Raw genomic sequence first — 15831 nt, 5'->3', positions numbered from 1 at the left:
GAGCACTTATGAGCAAGAAATATTTTGGTACTGACGGCATTCGTGGTCGTGTCGGGGAATATCCGATTACTCCTGACTTCATGCTCAAGCTCGGCTGGGCTGCCGGCATGGCCTTTCGCAAGATGGGCGCCTGCAAGGTGCTGGTCGGCAAGGACACGCGGATTTCCGGCTACATGTTCGAGTCGGCTCTTGAGGCCGGCCTGACTTCCGCAGGTGCTGATGTGATGCTGCTCGGTCCGATGCCGACTCCGGCCATCGCCTATTTGTCGCGTACATTCCAGGCCGAGGCCGGAATCGTGATCAGCGCATCGCACAATCCGCATGACGACAATGGCATCAAGTTTTTCTCCGGTAGAGGTACCAAGCTGCCTGATGAGCTGGAGCTGATGATCGAAGAGCTGCTCGACACGCCGATGACGGTCGTTGAGTCGAGCAAGATCGGCAAGGTTTCGCGAATCAATGATGCGTCCGGTCGCTATATCGAGTTCTGCAAGAGTTCTGTACCGACGGGTACCAGTTTTTCTGGCCTGAAAATTGTCATCGACTGCGCACACGGAGCGACCTACAAGGTCGCACCGAGCGTTTTTCGTGAGCTGGGTGCCGAAGTCGTGGTGCTGTCCGCGCAGCCCAATGGTCTGAATATCAACGACAACTGTGGCTCCACTCACATGGGGCAGTTGCAGGCGGCGGTGCTGTCGGAGCACGCTGACCTCGGGATCGCATTCGACGGCGATGGCGACCGGGTGTTGATGGTTGATCACACGGGTGCGATTGTTGATGGCGATGAGCTGATCTTCATTATTGCGCGCGATCTGCATGAGCGAGGCAAGTTGCAGGGTGGTGTGGTCGGTACGCTGATGAGCAATCTGGGTCTGGAGCTGGCTCTGGCGGATCTGGGTATTCCTTTTGTGCGTGCAAATGTCGGCGACCGCTATGTGATTGCCGAATTGCTGGAGCGTGATTGGCTGGTCGGGGGCGAGAACTCCGGACATGTCGTCTGCTTCAATCACACGACGACTGGCGATGCGATCATCGCGGCGTTGCAGGTGTTGATGGCGTTGAAAGCCCGTAACGAAGGGTTGGCGCAAACGCGCCAGGCCCTGCGCAAGTGTCCTCAGGTGCTGATCAATGTACGTTTCGGCGGTGGCGACAGCCCGCTTGATCATCCGGCTGTCAAGGAAGCCAGCAAGCGTGTGACCGAGGCGATGGCGGGTCGTGGCCGTGTGCTTTTGCGCAAGTCCGGGACAGAGCCTCTGGTGCGTGTGATGGTCGAAGGTGAGGACGAAACCCAGGTTCGTGGCTATGCCGAAGAACTGGCAAAACTGGTAACTGAAGTTTCTGCCTGATTCGGCTTGCCAGCCATGATTGTGTTGGGTAACATCTGCGCCCACTTTGACCGACGAGGTACAGCATGCGTCGCCCTATGGTAGCTGGTAACTGGAAGATGCACGGTACCCGCGCCAGCGTCGCTGAGCTGATCAACGGCCTTCGTCATCTGGCCTTGCCAAGCGGTGTTGATGTCGCGGTATTCCCGCCTTGCTTGTATATCAATCAAGTGATTGATGGCTTGAAAGGCAAATCGATTTCGGTCGGTGCGCAGAACTCTGCGGTGGAATCCATGCAAGGTGCGTTGACGGGCGAGATTGCGCCGAGTCAGTTGGTGGATGCAGGTTGTTCCCTGGTGCTTGTCGGGCACTCCGAACGCCGTCAGATCATGGGCGAGCGAGACGGAATGCTGAATCGCAAGTTCGCAGCGGCACAGGCATGTGGCTTGATTCCGGTGTTGTGCGTAGGGGAGACCCTGGAGCAGCGTGAAGCCGGAAAAACTCTTGAGGTTGTCGGGCGTCAGCTGGGCAGTATCATCGAGGAGCTGGGTGTCGGTGCTTTTGCCAACGCAGTGATCGCTTACGAGCCGGTCTGGGCGATTGGTACTGGACTGACTGCAACGCCGCAACAGGCTCAGGATGTGCATAAAGTCATTCGCGAGCAGTTGGCGGCAGAGAATTCTGAAGTGGCACGAGGTGTGCGGCTTCTATACGGCGGCAGCGTGAAGGCGGCCAATGCGGTCGAACTGTTCGGCATGCCGGATATCGATGGGGGGCTCATTGGTGGAGCTTCCCTGAATGCAGATGAGTTCGGTGCGATTTGTCGCGCCGCGGGAAACTGAAAAAATGCTGGAAACAGTCGTAGTCGTTTTTCATCTGCTGGGTGCATTGGGCGTAGTTGCTCTGGTTTTGCTGCAGCAGGGTAAAGGTGCGGATGCTGGCGCGTCTTTCGGAGCAGGTGCTTCAAATACTGTGTTCGGAAGCCAAGGTTCCTCTACCTTTCTTAGTAAGTTTACTGCTATACTTGCCGCCGGTTTCTTCATAACCAGCTTGGGGTTAGGATACTTTGCTAAAGAGAAGGCTCATCAGCTGACTCAAGCAGGTTTGCCAAACCCGGCAGTGTTGGAAGTTCCAAAGCAACAACCGGCTTCTGATGATGTCCCGGTGCTTCAAGAGCAAAAGTCGGCTACTCCAGCGGCTGACGTACCTCCAGCTCAAGAGCAGAAGTAAGAAGAGTTTCAAACGTAGTATTGCCGAGGTGGTGGAATTGGTAGACACGCAACCTTGAGGTGGTTGTGCCCATAGGGTGTAGGGGTTCGAGTCCCCTTCTCGGTACCAATTAGTCAGGAGAGCCCGCTGTTGCGGGCTTTCTTGCAGGTGGAAGGTTACATTGACCCTATAAGGGATCGGTCGTATACTTCCGCCCCAGCTTTGTCGCGGGGTGGAGCAGTCTGGTAGCTCGTCGGGCTCATAACCCGAAGGTCGTCGGTTCAAATCCGGCCCCCGCAACCAGTTTAAGGAGCCCCTTTTAAGGGGCTTTTTGTTAGCTGGACACTTTCGACGCCGCTGTTCGACGGCGTTTCAAGGATGGGCGTTTCGCCCATTTTTTTATTTTGCATAGCATGCACATACATGCACGAGGGGGTTCAGGTGTCGAGCAAGCTAGAAGAGTTGCAGGCCTTGCTGGCCCCGGTGGTCGTGGCCCTAGGCTATGAATGCTGGGGTATTGAGTTTTCGGCTCAAGGTCGCCACTCAATGTTGCGCGTTTATATCGATAAGGAAGGCGGCGTACTGGTGGACGATTGCGCCATCGTCAGCCGTCAGATCAGCGGTGTGCTGGATGTTGAAGATCCGATCTCCGTTGAATACACCCTTGAAGTTTCCTCGCCAGGCATGGAACGCCCACTGTTCACTCTTGAGCAGTTTGCCAAATATGTCGGTGAACAAGTGAAGATCAAGCTGCGCTCGCCTTTCGAAGGTCGACGCAACTTTCAGGGCCTTCTGCGCGGTGTAGAAGAGCAGGACGTCGTGGTGCAGGTAGATGACCATGAGTTCCTGTTGCCGATCGATATGATCGACAAGGCCAACATTATTCCCAGTTTTGACTGAGACGCGGATCCCGCGGATCCAATGGCTTGCGAAAGGCGAGGCGTACGATGAGCAAAGAAGTACTGCTGGTTGTTGAGTCGGTATCCAATGAAAAGGGTGTACCGGCAAGCGTAATTTTTGAAGCGCTGGAGCTGGCTCTGGCCACTGCTACCAAAAAGCGTTTTGAAGACGAAGTTGATCTGCGTGTGGAAATCAACCGCCACACCGGTTCTTACGAAACTTTCCGTCGCTGGACGGTCGTCGAAGAGAATGATCTCGATGATCCGGCCATCGAAACCTGGCCGAGCAAGGTTGCTGAAACGCACCCTGGCGCCAAGGTTGGCGACGTCGTTGAAGAAAAGATCGAGTCCATCGAGTTCGGCCGCATCGCTGCGCAGACCGCCAAGCAGGTCATCGTGCAGAAAGTGCGCGAAGCCGAGCGCGCTCAAGTGGTTGACGCTTATCGCGAGCGCCTGGGAGAAATCATCTCCGGCACCGTGAAGAAAGTGACCCGCGACAACGTGATCGTCGACCTGGGTAATAACGCTGAAGCGTTGCTGGCCCGTGAAGACATCATCTCTCGCGAAACCTTCCGTGTTGGCGTGCGTCTGCGTGCGCTGCTCAAGGAAATCCGCACCGAGAACCGCGGCCCTCAGCTGATCCTGTCGCGTACCGCGCCGGAAATGCTGATCGAGCTGTTCCGTATCGAAGTGCCGGAAATCGCTGAAGGCCTGATCGAAGTCATGGCCGCATCCCGTGATCCGGGTTCGCGTGCCAAGATCGCTGTCCGCTCCAAGGACAAACGCATCGACCCGCAAGGCGCGTGCATCGGTATGCGCGGTTCGCGCGTCCAGGCCGTGTCGGGCGAGTTGGGTGGCGAGCGTGTCGATATCGTCCTGTGGGACGACAACCCGGCTCAGTTCGTGATCAATGCCATGTCGCCGGCAGAAGTGGCGGCCATCATCGTTGACGAAGATGCCCATGCCATGGATATCGCCGTTGGCGCAGACAATCTGGCTCAGGCCATCGGTCGTGGTGGTCAGAACGTGCGTCTGGCGAGCCAGCTGACTGGCTGGACCCTGAACGTGATGACCGAATCGGACATCCAGGCTAAGCAACAAGCGGAAACCGGCGACATCCTGCGCAACTTCATCGACGAGCTGGAAGTCGACGAAGAGCTGGCTCAGGTGCTGGTAGACGAAGGCTTCACCAGCCTGGAAGAGATTGCCTACGTACCGTTGGAAGAAATGCTCAACATCGACGGCTTTGACGAAGACATCGTCAACGAGCTTCGCGCTCGTGCCAAGGATCGCTTGTTGACCAAAGCCATCGCTACTGAGGAAAAGCTGGCAGACGCCCATCCGGCCGAAGACCTGCTCTCGCTTGAGGGTATGGACAAGGATTTGGCGATGGAACTGGCGGTGCGCGGCGTAATTACCCGCGAAGACCTGGCCGAGCAGTCTATTGACGACCTGCTCGACATCGACGGCATTGACGATGATCGTGCCGGCAAGTTGATCATGGCCGCCCGAGCCCACTGGTTCGAGTAATTAGGCGCGGCCTGAGGAGAGAAGTGCATGACGCAAGTCACGGTGAAACAACTGGCCGATGAGGTCAAAACACCGGTAGAGCGCCTGTTGCAGCAGATGCGTGAGGCAGGTCTGCCGCACACCGCCGCCGAAGAAAATGTGACTGACAGTGAGAAGCAATCCCTGCTGACCCACTTGAAAAGCAGCCACAAGGCGAAAGTGGAAGAACCACGCAAGATCACGCTGCAGCGTAAAACCACCAGCACCCTGCGTGTGGCTGGCAGCAAAAGCATCAGCGTTGAAGTCCGCAAGAAGAAAGTTTTCGTACAGCGTAGCCCGGAAGAAATCGAAGCCGAGCGCAAGCGTGAACTGGATGAACGTCGCGCAGTAGAAAATGCTGCCCGTCAGAAGGCTGAAGAAGAAGCCCGCGTTCGCGCCGAAGAAGAAGCGCGTCGCCAGCCTGCTGCGCCGTCCGCTCCTGCCGAAGCCGTCGCTGCACCTGCGCCAGTGGCCGAACCAGTGCGCGAAGCCGCGCCGGTTGTGGCTGCTGCCCCAGCTGCCGACACTCGCAAGCGTGACGAACAGCGCCGTCCAGACAAACCACGTGCCGACGACAACAACCGTCGTGGCGGTGGTGATGGCGAGCGCAAAAACGCTCCGCATCGCGCATCGGTCAAGGAAAAGGCTCCGGCTCCACGTGTGGCGCCACGTACTACCGATGAAGAAAGCGATGGCTTCCGTCGCGGCGGTCGCGGCAAGGCCAAGCTGAAGAAACGCAACGCCCACGGTTTCCAGAGCCCTACCGGTCCTGTCGTGCGTGAAGTGAAGATCGGCGAAACCATCACTGTTGGCGATCTCGCTCAGCAGATGTCGGTTAAAGCTGCCGAAATCATCAAGTTCATGTTCAAACTGGGTACTCCAGCGACCATCAACCAGGTGCTTGATCAGGAAACTGCTCAACTGGTAGCCGAAGAACTGGGCCACAAAGTGACCCTGGTCAGCGACACCGCTCTGGAAGATTCCCTGGCCGAGTCCCTGAAGTTCGAAGGTGAAGCAGTTCCTCGTGCGCCGGTTGTGACCGTAATGGGTCACGTTGACCACGGTAAGACCTCGCTGCTCGACTACATCCGTCGTGCCAAGGTAGCTGCTGGCGAAGCCGGCGGTATCACCCAGCACATCGGTGCATACCACGTTGAAACCGAACGCGGCATGGTCACCTTCCTCGACACCCCTGGTCACGCCGCGTTTACCGCCATGCGTGCCCGTGGTGCCAAGGCGACGGACATCGTGATCCTGGTGGTTGCGGCGGACGACGGCGTGATGCCACAAACCATCGAAGCTGTTCAGCACGCTGTTGCTGCTGGCGTTCCGCTGGTAGTTGCGGTGAACAAGATCGACAAGCCGGGTGCAGATCTCGATCGCATCCGTAGCGAACTGTCGGCCCACGGCGTGACCTCCGAAGACTGGGGTGGCGACACTCCATTCGTTCCGGTTTCCGCGAAGATGGGTACCGGCGTCGACGAACTGCTTGAAGCTGTATTGCTGCAAGCCGAAGTTCTCGAACTGACTGCCACTCCATCGGCTCCTGGCCGTGGTGTCGTGGTTGAATCGCGTCTCGACAAGGGCCGTGGCCCGGTGGCGACTGTTCTGGTTCAGGACGGTACGCTGCGTCAAGGCGACATGGTGCTGGTCGGCTCGAACTATGGCCGCGTGCGCGCCATGCTCGACGAGAACGGCAAGCCGATCAAGGAAGCGGGCCCGGCCATTCCGGTCGAGATCCTCGGCCTGGACGGTACGCCTGACGCTGGCGACGAGATGAGCGTGGTTGCCGACGAGAAGAAAGCCCGTGAAGTGGCTCTGTTCCGTCAAGGCAAGTTCCGCGAAGTCAAACTGGCTCGCGCTCACGCCGGCAAGCTGGAAAACATCTTCGAAAGCATGGGTCAGGAAGAGAAGAAGACGCTCAACATCGTCCTCAAATCCGACGTCCGTGGTTCGCTGGAAGCCTTGCAGGGCGCTCTGAACGGCCTGGGCAACGACGAAGTGCAAGTGCGCGTGGTCGGTGGCGGCGTCGGTGGTATCACCGAATCCGATGCCAACCTGGCACTGGCTTCCAACGCTGTACTGTTCGGCTTCAACGTGCGTGCCGATGCCGGCGCACGGAAGATCGTCGAGCAGGAAGGTCTGGACATGCGTTACTACAACGTGATCTACGACATCATCGAAGACGTCAAGAAAGCCCTGACCGGCATGCTTGGCAGCGACGTTCGCGAGAACATCCTCGGTGTGGCCGAAGTCCGTGACGTGTTCCGTTCGCCTAAGTTCGGCGCCATCGCCGGCTGCATGGTGATCGAGGGTACTGTTCACCGTAACCGTCCGATCCGTGTACTGCGTGAAGACATCGTTATCTTCGAAGGCGAGCTGGAATCCCTGCGCCGCTTCAAGGATGACGCTTCCGAAGTACGTGCCGGCATGGAGTGCGGTATCGGCGTGAAGAGCTACAACGACGTCAAAGTCGGCGACAAGATCGAAGTCTTCGAGAAGGTTCAGGTTGCTCGCAGCCTCTGACTCGCGCACTTCAAGGGCCACGTCGGGCCGCCGCATGCAAGTGCGCGGCACGGCGTCAGGACTCTAAACGCAACGCCCGGTCTGGCTTTTGTCAGGCCGGGCGTTTGCCGCTTTCAGACCTTGCGGGTTTCACCGCGGGGCAGTAACAGGTAACAAATCATGGCAAAAGAATACAGCCGTACCCAACGTATCGGCGATCAGATGCAGCGTGAGCTGGCCCAACTGATCCGTCGTGAAGTCAAAGACCCGCGCGTCGGTCTGGTCACCATTACCGCTGTGGAAGTCAGCCGTGACGTCGGTCACGCGAAGATCTTCATCACCGTGATGGGGCAGGATAACGCTGAAGACATCGCGCAAAGCATCAAGGTGCTCAACGCTGCCGCCGGTTTCTTGCGCATGCAGCTGGCCCGCGAAATGAAGCTGCGCAGCGTGCCGCAATTGCACTTCCACTACGACGAAAGCGTCGTGCGGGGTGCGCACCTGTCGGCCCTTATCGAGCGCGCCGTGGCTGAGGACAATCAGCACGTGGCTGCGGCAGAACCCGAAGACACCAAGGAGTAACTCGGTGGCTCAGGTCAAACGTATCCGTCGTAACGTCAGCGGCATCATCCTGCTGGACAAGCCGCTGGGGTTCACCTCCAACGCCGCGTTGCAGAAGGTCCGCTGGTTGCTCAACGCCGAGAAGGCCGGTCACACCGGCAGTCTCGATCCCCTGGCCACCGGCGTTCTGCCGCTGTGCTTTGGCGAGGCGACCAAGTTCTCGCAGTATCTGCTCGATTCCGACAAGGGTTACGAAACCCTGGCGCAACTGGGCAAGACCACCACCACGGCGGACGCCGAAGGTGAGGTTTTGCAGGAGCGTCCGGTGACCGTTGGTCAGGCCGACATTGAAGCGGTTCTGCCGAAATTTCGTGGGCAAATCAGTCAGATACCGCCGATGTACTCCGCTCTCAAGCGTGATGGCCAGCCGCTGTACAAGTTGGCCCGTGCAGGCGAAGTAGTGGAGCGCGAACCGCGTTCTGTTACTATTGCGCGCTTGGAATTGCTGGCCTTCGAAGGCGATACTGCGCGTCTTGCGGTGGATTGCAGCAAGGGCACCTATATTCGCACCCTGGTGGAGGATATCGGTGAGCAACTCGGTTGTGGTGCGTACGTCGCTGAACTGCGTCGTACCCAGGCCGGGCCTTTCACCCTGGCGCAGACCGTGACTCTCCAAGAGCTGGAAGCGGTACATGCCGAAGGCGGCAACGAAGCGGTCGATCGCTTCCTGATGCCATCGGACAGCGGCCTGCAGGATTGGCCGTTGCTGCAGTTCTCGGAAGCGAGCGCGTTCTACTGGCTCAACGGCCAGCCGGTACGTGCCCCGGATGCTCCGAAGTTCGGCATGGTGCGGGTACAGGATCACAACGGTCGCTTTATCGGTATTGGTGAAGTGAGCGAAGACGGGCGCATCGCGCCGCGTCGACTGATTCGGTCAGAATGACCGGAAACCGGTCTGTGTAACAGCAGGCCGGCGAGTGTGGCTGTCAACAGGCACGGTCACTACTCATTTATAGATACAGGGATTTGTCCCTGGCCTGTTGAAACTGTTTTTGAAACGGTTTCCTGATAAAAGGATTGCCTCATGGCTCTCGACGTTCAAGAAAAAGCTCAAATCGTTGCCGACTACCAGCAAGCTGTTGGTGACACTGGTTCGCCAGAAGTGCAAGTTGCACTGCTGACCGCCAACATCAACAAACTGCAAGGTCACTTCAAGGCCAACGGTAAAGACCACCACTCCCGTCGTGGTCTGATCCGCATGGTTAACCAGCGTCGCAAGCTGCTGGACTACCTGAAAGGCAAGGACGTGAGCCGTTACAGCGCTCTGATCGCTCGCCTGGGTCTGCGTCGCTAATCAGCGATTGCGCTATGAGGTTGGTTGTCTGTCAGATGTCAGCGGGTTTCCGCCAGCGTCCGGCAGGCTCCCAGCCTCAAGTTTTATCTGGATACACGTTTTACCCTGGACAGGCGTCGGGCCGATTCCCGGCATTGCCCAAGAATTTCGCAAGAAACCAGTTCCCCCAAGAGCCACAAAGAAGGTAGGACACCGTGAACCCGGTAATCAAAAAATTCCAGTTCGGTCAGTCGACCGTTACCCTCGAGACTGGCCGTATCGCCCGTCAGGCCTCCGGCGCAGTATTGGTCACCGTTGACGACGACGTCAGCGTATTGGTGACCGTAGTTGGTGCCAAGCAAGCCGATCCGGGCAAGGGCTTCTTCCCTTTGTCCGTTCACTACCAGGAAAAGACTTACGCTGCCGGTAAGATCCCTGGCGGTTTCTTCAAGCGTGAAGGCCGTCCTTCCGAGAAGGAAACCCTGACTTCCCGACTGATCGATCGTCCGATCCGTCCGCTGTTCCCGGAAGGTTTCATGAACGAAGTGCAGGTTGTCTGCACCGTCGTTTCCACCAGCAAAAAGACCGATCCGGACATCGCTGCGATGATCGGTACCTCGGCAGCCCTGGCGATCTCCGGTATTCCTTTCGACGGCCCGATCGGCGCCGCTCGCGTTGCTTTCCACGAAAGCACCGGCTACCTGCTGAACCCGACCTACGAGCAGCAAGCTGCCTCGAGCCTGGACATGGTTGTTGCCGGTACTTCGGACGCCGTGCTGATGGTTGAATCGGAAGCCAAAGAGCTGACCGAAGACCAGATGCTGGGCGCAGTACTGTTTGCTCACGACGAGTTCCAGGTCGTAATCAACGCCGTTAAAGAACTGGCTGCCGAAGCTGCCAAGCCAACCTGGACCTGGGCACCTGCTCCAGAAGCCACCGAGCTGCTGGCTGCTATCCGTTCCGAGTTCGGCGAAGCGATCTCCCAGGCTTACACCATCACCATCAAGGCCGACCGTTATGCGCGTCTGGGCGAGCTGCGTGATCAGGTTGTTGCCAAGCTGTCCGGTGAAGAAGGCCAACCTTCGGCTGCCGACGTCAAAGCCGCTTTCGGCGAAATCGAATACCGCACCGTTCGCGAAAACATCGTTAACGGCAAGCCACGTATCGACGGTCGCGACACCCGCACCGTACGTCCGCTGAACATCGAAGTCGGCGTTCTGCCGAAGACCCACGGTTCGGCACTGTTCACCCGTGGTGAAACCCAGGCTCTGGTCGTCGCGACGCTGGGCACCGCCCGTGACGCACAACTGCTGGACACTCTGGAAGGCGAGAAAAAAGACCCGTTCATGCTGCACTACAACTTCCCTCCGTTCTCGGTGGGCGAGTGTGGTCGCATGGGTGGCGCCGGTCGTCGTGAAATCGGTCACGGCCGTCTGGCCCGTCGTTCGGTTTCGGCGATGCTGCCAGCCGCTGACGTGTTCCCGTACACCATCCGTGTGGTATCGGAAATCACCGAGTCCAACGGTTCGAGCTCGATGGCTTCCGTTTGCGGCGCTTCCCTGGCCCTGATGGACGCTGGTGTTCCGATGAAGGCGCCGGTTGCCGGTATCGCCATGGGTCTGGTTAAAGAAGGCGAGAAATTCGCTGTTCTGACCGACATCCTGGGTGACGAAGACCACCTGGGCGACATGGACTTCAAAGTTGCCGGTACCGCCAAAGGTGTGACCGCGCTGCAGATGGACATCAAGATCAAGGGCATCACCGAAGAGATCATGGAAATCGCTCTGGGCCAAGCCCTGGAAGCGCGCCTGAACATCCTCGGTCAGATGAACCAGATCATCGGCCAGTCGCGTACCGAACTGTCGGCCAACGCTCCGACCATGATCGCGATGAAGATCGACACCGACAAGATCCGTGACGTTATCGGTAAAGGTGGCGCGACCATCCGTGCGATCTGCGAAGAGACCAAGGCTTCGATCGACATCGAAGACGACGGTTCGATCAAGATCTTCGGTGAAACCAAGGAAGCGGCTGAAGCAGCACGTCAGCGCGTTCTGGGTATCACCGCAGAGGCCGAGATCGGCAAGATCTACGTCGGCAAGGTTGAGCGCATCGTCGACTTCGGCGCATTCGTCAACATCCTGCCGGGCAAGGACGGTCTGGTTCACATCTCGATGCTGAGCGACGCTCGCGTAGAGAAAGTGACCGACATCCTGAAAGAAGGCCAGGAAGTGGAAGTGCTGGTACTGGACGTGGACAACCGCGGCCGTATCAAGCTGTCCATCAAAGACGTGGCAGCTGCCAAGGCTTCGGGCGTTTAATCACCCCGCAGCTCTAGCGCAATGAAAGATGCCCCGCCGTGAAAACGGCGGGGCATTTTTTTGTCCATGAAATATCGAGTCATTCGGCGAAGTTGCCGACCTGCAAGACCAGTGCTAGGTTTAGCCCACCGCCCGTGTAGCTCAGCCGGTAGAGCAGCGCACTCGTAACGCGAAGGTCGCAGGTTCGATTCCTGTCTCGGGCACCACCTCTTCCTAATCCTTTTGAACCGGCATTTATGTTCCACAGGTCAACTTTTTGTGGGAGAGATGTAAAGAGCCGTGTAATTCGTCATGCAAACGTCCTATATTCGGTGCCTGCATGAGCATCGCTTAGCAGTTTTCAGATGATCCCGAATGGTTCCGAAGGCCGGACAGTCCGCGTCAGAGAGATCCTTGATGATCCAGATCCATCCTCCATTCCCATGATCAGCGAGAACGCCATGACCGAATTAACTCAAGAGCAACGTCACGAAGAAGCGCTAAGAAAATACATCCTGGATGTTCCGGATCTGAAGGAAGAGATCAAGGACCTGAGTCCCGATGATCAGAAAGACCAGATCCAGTGGGCGTTCGAAGACGAAGCCGAAGCCCAGGGTCTGCAGCCTTGGGAATTGACCCTCAAGTACACCAGCACCCCTGAAGAGTTCGAGGCCAAGCGCCTGGAGCTGCACAAGGAAGCGGCTGAGGTGTTGGGCGTCGAGTGGGAAGAGTACTGCGAGATGAACAATCTCGTCGTTTGACGAGAGCTGCCAGCTACAAGCCGCAAGCTACAAGTAAAAGCACAACCGCTTTGGCTTGCAGCTTGTAGCTCGCATCTTGCCGCTGCCCTTAAATGCTCAGGCGCATCGACAGGTCCACGGCCTTCACATCCTTGGTCATCGCGCCGATCGAGATGTAGTCCACCCCGGTCTGAGCGATCGGCAGCAGCGTGCTTTCGTTGATGCCGCCACTGGCTTCCAGTTTTGCCTTGCCGCCGTTCAGGCGCACGGCTTCGCGCATGTCATCGAGGCTCAGTTCGTCGAGCATGATGATATCGGCACCGGCGGCCAGCGCCTCCTTCAGCTCCTCCAGACTTTCCACTTCGATTTCCACCGGTTTGCCCGGGGCGATCTTGTGCGCGGCGGCAATGGCCTGCGGGATGCCACCGCTGGCGGCGATGTGGTTTTCCTTGATCAGGAACGCGTCGTACAGGCCGATGCGGTGGTTATGGCAGCCGCCGCAGGTGACCGCATATTTCTGCGCCAGACGCAGGCCCGGCAGGGTCTTGCGGGTGTCGAGCAGTTTCACCGACGTCTCGGCAACGAAGTCCGCAAGGTACTGCGCGCGGGTCGCTACGCCCGACAGCAATTGCAGGAAGTTCAGGGCGCTGCGCTCACCGGTCAGCAGCGAACGGGCAGGGCCTTCCAGATGAAACAGCGGCTGATTCGGCGAAACCCGTTCGCCATCGCGCACCTGCCAGTGCACCGCCACCCGTGGATCGAGCTGGCGGAACACGGCATCAACCCAGGCCGTACCACTGATGACGGCGGCGTCGCGGGTGATGATGGTGGCTTTGGCCAGACGTTCGGCCGGGATCAGTTGCGCGGTGATGTCGCCGCTGCCGATGTCTTCGAGCAACGCACGGCGCACGTTGGCTTCGATTTCGGCGGTCAAATCGGCGAGACGTAGATTCGGCATAACGGGCTCCACAAACTAAGTGGCCCGATTATAGGGGCATGGCGTCGGCCAACCCAAGGCGAGAACAGCCACGCAGCGCTGCATCCGGTCGATTTTCTTTGAGCAAACCCGTTTCTGTCGTGGTCACTGCAAGGTGTCGGCGTATAGGGGAAACCCTGACGGCTCTGGCGCCGGGGACATCTTTTGCAAGATAATCCGCCTTGCATTTGACGCCATGACTTTGACGTCGGCGAATCACCGTTTCAGGAGGCTTGGATGCACAACGACGGGAATGTAGTGCCTCTGCACAAGGCCACTACCGATCAGGCGACTCACTCGCCGCTCGCCCGCCTGCCTGTGATTCTGCTTCAGGTTCGCGACAAGGCTGCCCAGCGCCTGCGCAACGGTTTGCAGGAACTGTTCGATAACGCCGACGACACCCTGTTCGAAATGGCCGACCGGGCACGCAACGACGTCGAACAGAACATTTTCTTCGAAGCCATGCGCGACCTGCGCCTCAAGCGCAAGAACATCGAGCGCGGCTTTCTCGAGCAATTTTTCGAAGCCTTTGTCGGCCTCACTCAATTCGATCCCGTCCCCACCGTCCTCTCTCATGCCTTGCAGAATGAGGACACTACCGCGCGCACCGACGACATGGAGCGCAACGTCGCGGTCGAAACCATGGTCGGCCGCGTGCTGAATCGCGACGGGTTCGCCCTCGACCAACTGACCGCGCGATTCAATGCGCTGTTGGGCAAGACCCTGGACGATCAATACAACCCGCTGGGCCCGGCGATGCTTTGCGAATACTTCCTGCAGGCCGGGCGCAATCTGGGCGTGGAGATCAAGGTCAAACTGATCCTGCTCAAACTGTTCGAGCGCTATGTGCTGGCCGATACCGATCAACTTTACGCCGAAGCCAATCAACTGCTGATCGCCACGGGCGTGTTGCCCGAGCTCAAGCCGGCGCCGGCCCGTCGCGCCCTCGATCAGGCTGTGGCCAGCGTGCAGAGCGAATTCGAGGGCGTCGACAAAACCCAGACCGATGCCGGCGTGCAGGAAGTCTTCACCGCGTTGCAGGAGTTGCTGCTGCACGTGCGCGGCACCGTTGCGCCGACCCTTGAACCCAGCGCTCCCGCCCAACCGATTTCCACCCGCGACCTGCTGCGCCTGCTCTCGCACCTGCAGCAATACGTGCCGGCGCTGGCGGTGCAGGACGATTTCGATCTGCGCCATCAGCTTGAACAATTGCTGACCCGAGTGAGCGTACGCAGCGGCAAATCACGAATCGTCGGCGGGGCGGACGAGGACGTGATCAATCTGGTGGCGATGGTATTCGACTGCATCCTGGATGATCGCAATCTGCCGGATTCGCTCAAGGCACTGATCGCCCGGTTGCAGATCCCGATGTTGAAGGTCGCGGTGATTGACAAAAGCTTCTTCAGCCGCAGCAGCCACCCGGCGCGCCGCCTGCTCAATGAAATCGCCGAAGCGGCGATGGGCTGGGGCGAGTGTGACGGCAATGCGCGCGACAGCCTGTACCTGCGCATCGAGCAAGTGGTGCAGCGCCTGCTGACGGATTTCGTCGATGACCCGGCGATTTTTTCCGAGTTGCTGGCGGACTTCCTCGCGTTCACCAGTGACGAACGTCGTCGCAGCGAATTGCTTGAACAGCGTTTACGCGATGCCGAAGAGGGCCGGGCGAAAACCGAACTGGCCCGCCAGCGTGTCGAGCAGGCGCTGAACCAGGCCCTGCTGGGCAAAGTCCTGCCACCGTCGGTGGTGACGTTCGTGCAGGAGGTCTGGAGCAAGGTATTGCTGCTGACCTGCCTCAAGCACGGCGATCAGTCTGCCGAGTGGCAGGCCGACGTGCAGACAATGGAGCAATTGATCTGGAGCGTGCAGCGCCACGACGACGCCGAAGCCGGTCTGCGTCTGCTGGCACTGGTGCCGGGGTTGCTCAAGTCATTGCGCGACGGCCTGAGCAGTTCGGCCTTCGATCCGTTTGCCACCAGCGGCTTCTTCAGTGAACTGGAAGCGCTGCATGTGCGCCTGCTCGAACCGTCCAGCGAGCCGGATCAAACCGCATTGCCGGAAATGATTGAAGTGTCGCAGGCGATTGTCTTGCAGATGGCCGACGATGGCCTTCAGCCACGCACGCCGGCGCGTTTGCCGGCCGACGACGCAGGTTTGCGTCAGGTCGATCAGTTGCGCCTGGGCAGTTGGGTGGCGTTCGAAGAAGACGAAGAACACACCCTGCGCTGCAAGCTGGCGGCGATCATCGAGGCCACCAACAAGTACGTGTTCGTCGACCGCACCGGGATGAAAGTGCTGGAGCGCGAGCGCACTGAACTGGCCCTGGCGTTTCGTCGCGGCGCGGTGCGGGCGCTGGACGACACCTTGCTGTTCGACCGGGCACTGGAGTCGGTGCTCGGCAATCTGCGGCGGCTCAATCGCGGCAAGTGATCGCGCGC

13 protein-coding genes and 3 tRNA genes are annotated in these 15831 nt (G+C 58.7%); 15 read left to right on the top strand and 1 reads right to left on the bottom strand.

Annotation, left to right across the window (positions count from 1 at the left end; genetic code table 11):
- The first annotated feature begins 8 nt into the window (after positions 1-8).
- From glmM to C1X29_RS15690, 14 genes are all read left to right on the top strand, one after another.
- Positions 9-1346 carry a phosphoglucosamine mutase gene (gene glmM / locus C1X29_RS15755; protein WP_085746884.1) on the top strand — a complete coding sequence of 446 codons (1338 nt, stop codon included), beginning with the start codon at positions 9-11 and terminating at the stop codon, positions 1344-1346.
- 65 nt (positions 1347-1411) lie between these two features.
- On the top strand, positions 1412-2167 hold the full coding sequence (gene tpiA, locus C1X29_RS15750) for a triose-phosphate isomerase (RefSeq protein ID WP_102687346.1): 756 nt from the start codon (positions 1412-1414) through the stop codon (positions 2165-2167).
- 4 nt (positions 2168-2171) lie between these two features.
- Positions 2172-2555 (top strand): preprotein translocase subunit SecG, encoded by a 384-nt coding sequence (gene secG, locus C1X29_RS15745; RefSeq protein ID WP_102717853.1) that lies wholly within the window; start codon positions 2172-2174, stop codon positions 2553-2555.
- Between the two features lie 22 nt (positions 2556-2577).
- A tRNA-Leu gene (locus tag C1X29_RS15740) sits at positions 2578-2663 on the top strand.
- A gap of 97 nt (positions 2664-2760) precedes the next feature.
- Positions 2761-2837: transfer RNA gene (locus tag C1X29_RS15735), tRNA-Met, on the top strand.
- Positions 2838-2975: 138 nt separating this feature from the next.
- The gene (rimP, locus tag C1X29_RS15730) at positions 2976-3434 is read left to right on the top strand and encodes a ribosome maturation factor RimP (RefSeq protein WP_039769696.1); all 459 of its coding nucleotides are present in this window, start codon (positions 2976-2978) and stop codon (positions 3432-3434) included.
- 47 nt (positions 3435-3481) lie between these two features.
- Complete coding sequence (gene nusA / locus C1X29_RS15725) at positions 3482-4963, top strand: transcription termination factor NusA (protein ID WP_003221546.1); 1482 nt, start codon at positions 3482-3484, stop codon at positions 4961-4963.
- 27 nt (positions 4964-4990) lie between these two features.
- Positions 4991-7507, top strand: a complete 2517-nt coding sequence (infB, locus tag C1X29_RS15720) for a translation initiation factor IF-2 (RefSeq protein ID WP_007953742.1) — start codon at positions 4991-4993, stop codon at positions 7505-7507.
- A 159-nt stretch (positions 7508-7666) separates the two neighbouring features.
- On the top strand, positions 7667-8068 hold the full coding sequence (rbfA, locus tag C1X29_RS15715) for a 30S ribosome-binding factor RbfA (protein ID WP_007953741.1): 402 nt from the start codon (positions 7667-7669) through the stop codon (positions 8066-8068).
- Between the two features lie 4 nt (positions 8069-8072).
- On the top strand, positions 8073-8990 hold the full coding sequence (gene truB, locus C1X29_RS15710) for a tRNA pseudouridine(55) synthase TruB (RefSeq protein ID WP_102717852.1): 918 nt from the start codon (positions 8073-8075) through the stop codon (positions 8988-8990).
- A gap of 141 nt (positions 8991-9131) precedes the next feature.
- On the top strand, positions 9132-9401 hold the full coding sequence (rpsO, locus tag C1X29_RS15705; protein ID WP_011332409.1) for a 30S ribosomal protein S15: 270 nt from the start codon (positions 9132-9134) through the stop codon (positions 9399-9401).
- Between the two features lie 194 nt (positions 9402-9595).
- Entirely contained in the window at positions 9596-11701 is a 2106-nt protein-coding gene (gene pnp / locus C1X29_RS15700) for a polyribonucleotide nucleotidyltransferase (RefSeq protein ID WP_011332410.1), read from the top strand.
- 130 nt (positions 11702-11831) lie between these two features.
- Positions 11832-11907, top strand: a tRNA-Thr gene (locus C1X29_RS15695).
- Positions 11908-12141: 234 nt separating this feature from the next.
- A complete protein-coding gene (locus C1X29_RS15690) occupies positions 12142-12441 on the top strand; it encodes a DUF6388 family protein (RefSeq protein WP_039769697.1) in 300 nt (99 codons plus the stop codon).
- A gap of 88 nt (positions 12442-12529) precedes the next feature.
- Here the strand turns inward: C1X29_RS15690 and nadC are convergent, their stop codons facing one another.
- Complete coding sequence (nadC, locus tag C1X29_RS15685) at positions 12530-13378, bottom strand: carboxylating nicotinate-nucleotide diphosphorylase (RefSeq protein ID WP_007953729.1); 849 nt, start codon at positions 13376-13378, stop codon at positions 12530-12532.
- 255 nt (positions 13379-13633) lie between these two features.
- Between nadC and C1X29_RS15680 the strand changes: the two genes are divergently transcribed.
- Entirely contained in the window at positions 13634-15823 is a 2190-nt protein-coding gene (locus C1X29_RS15680; RefSeq protein WP_102717851.1) for a DUF1631 domain-containing protein, read from the top strand.
- Positions 15824-15831 lie beyond the last annotated feature (8 nt).

It is taken from the genome of Pseudomonas sp. GW456-12-10-14-LB2, assembly GCF_002884345.1.
GTDB lineage: Bacteria > Pseudomonadota > Gammaproteobacteria > Pseudomonadales > Pseudomonadaceae > Aquipseudomonas > Aquipseudomonas paraglycinae.
The sequence above is the reverse complement of the archived record's forward strand: the minus strand, read 5'-3'. Positions and strand labels throughout refer to the sequence as shown.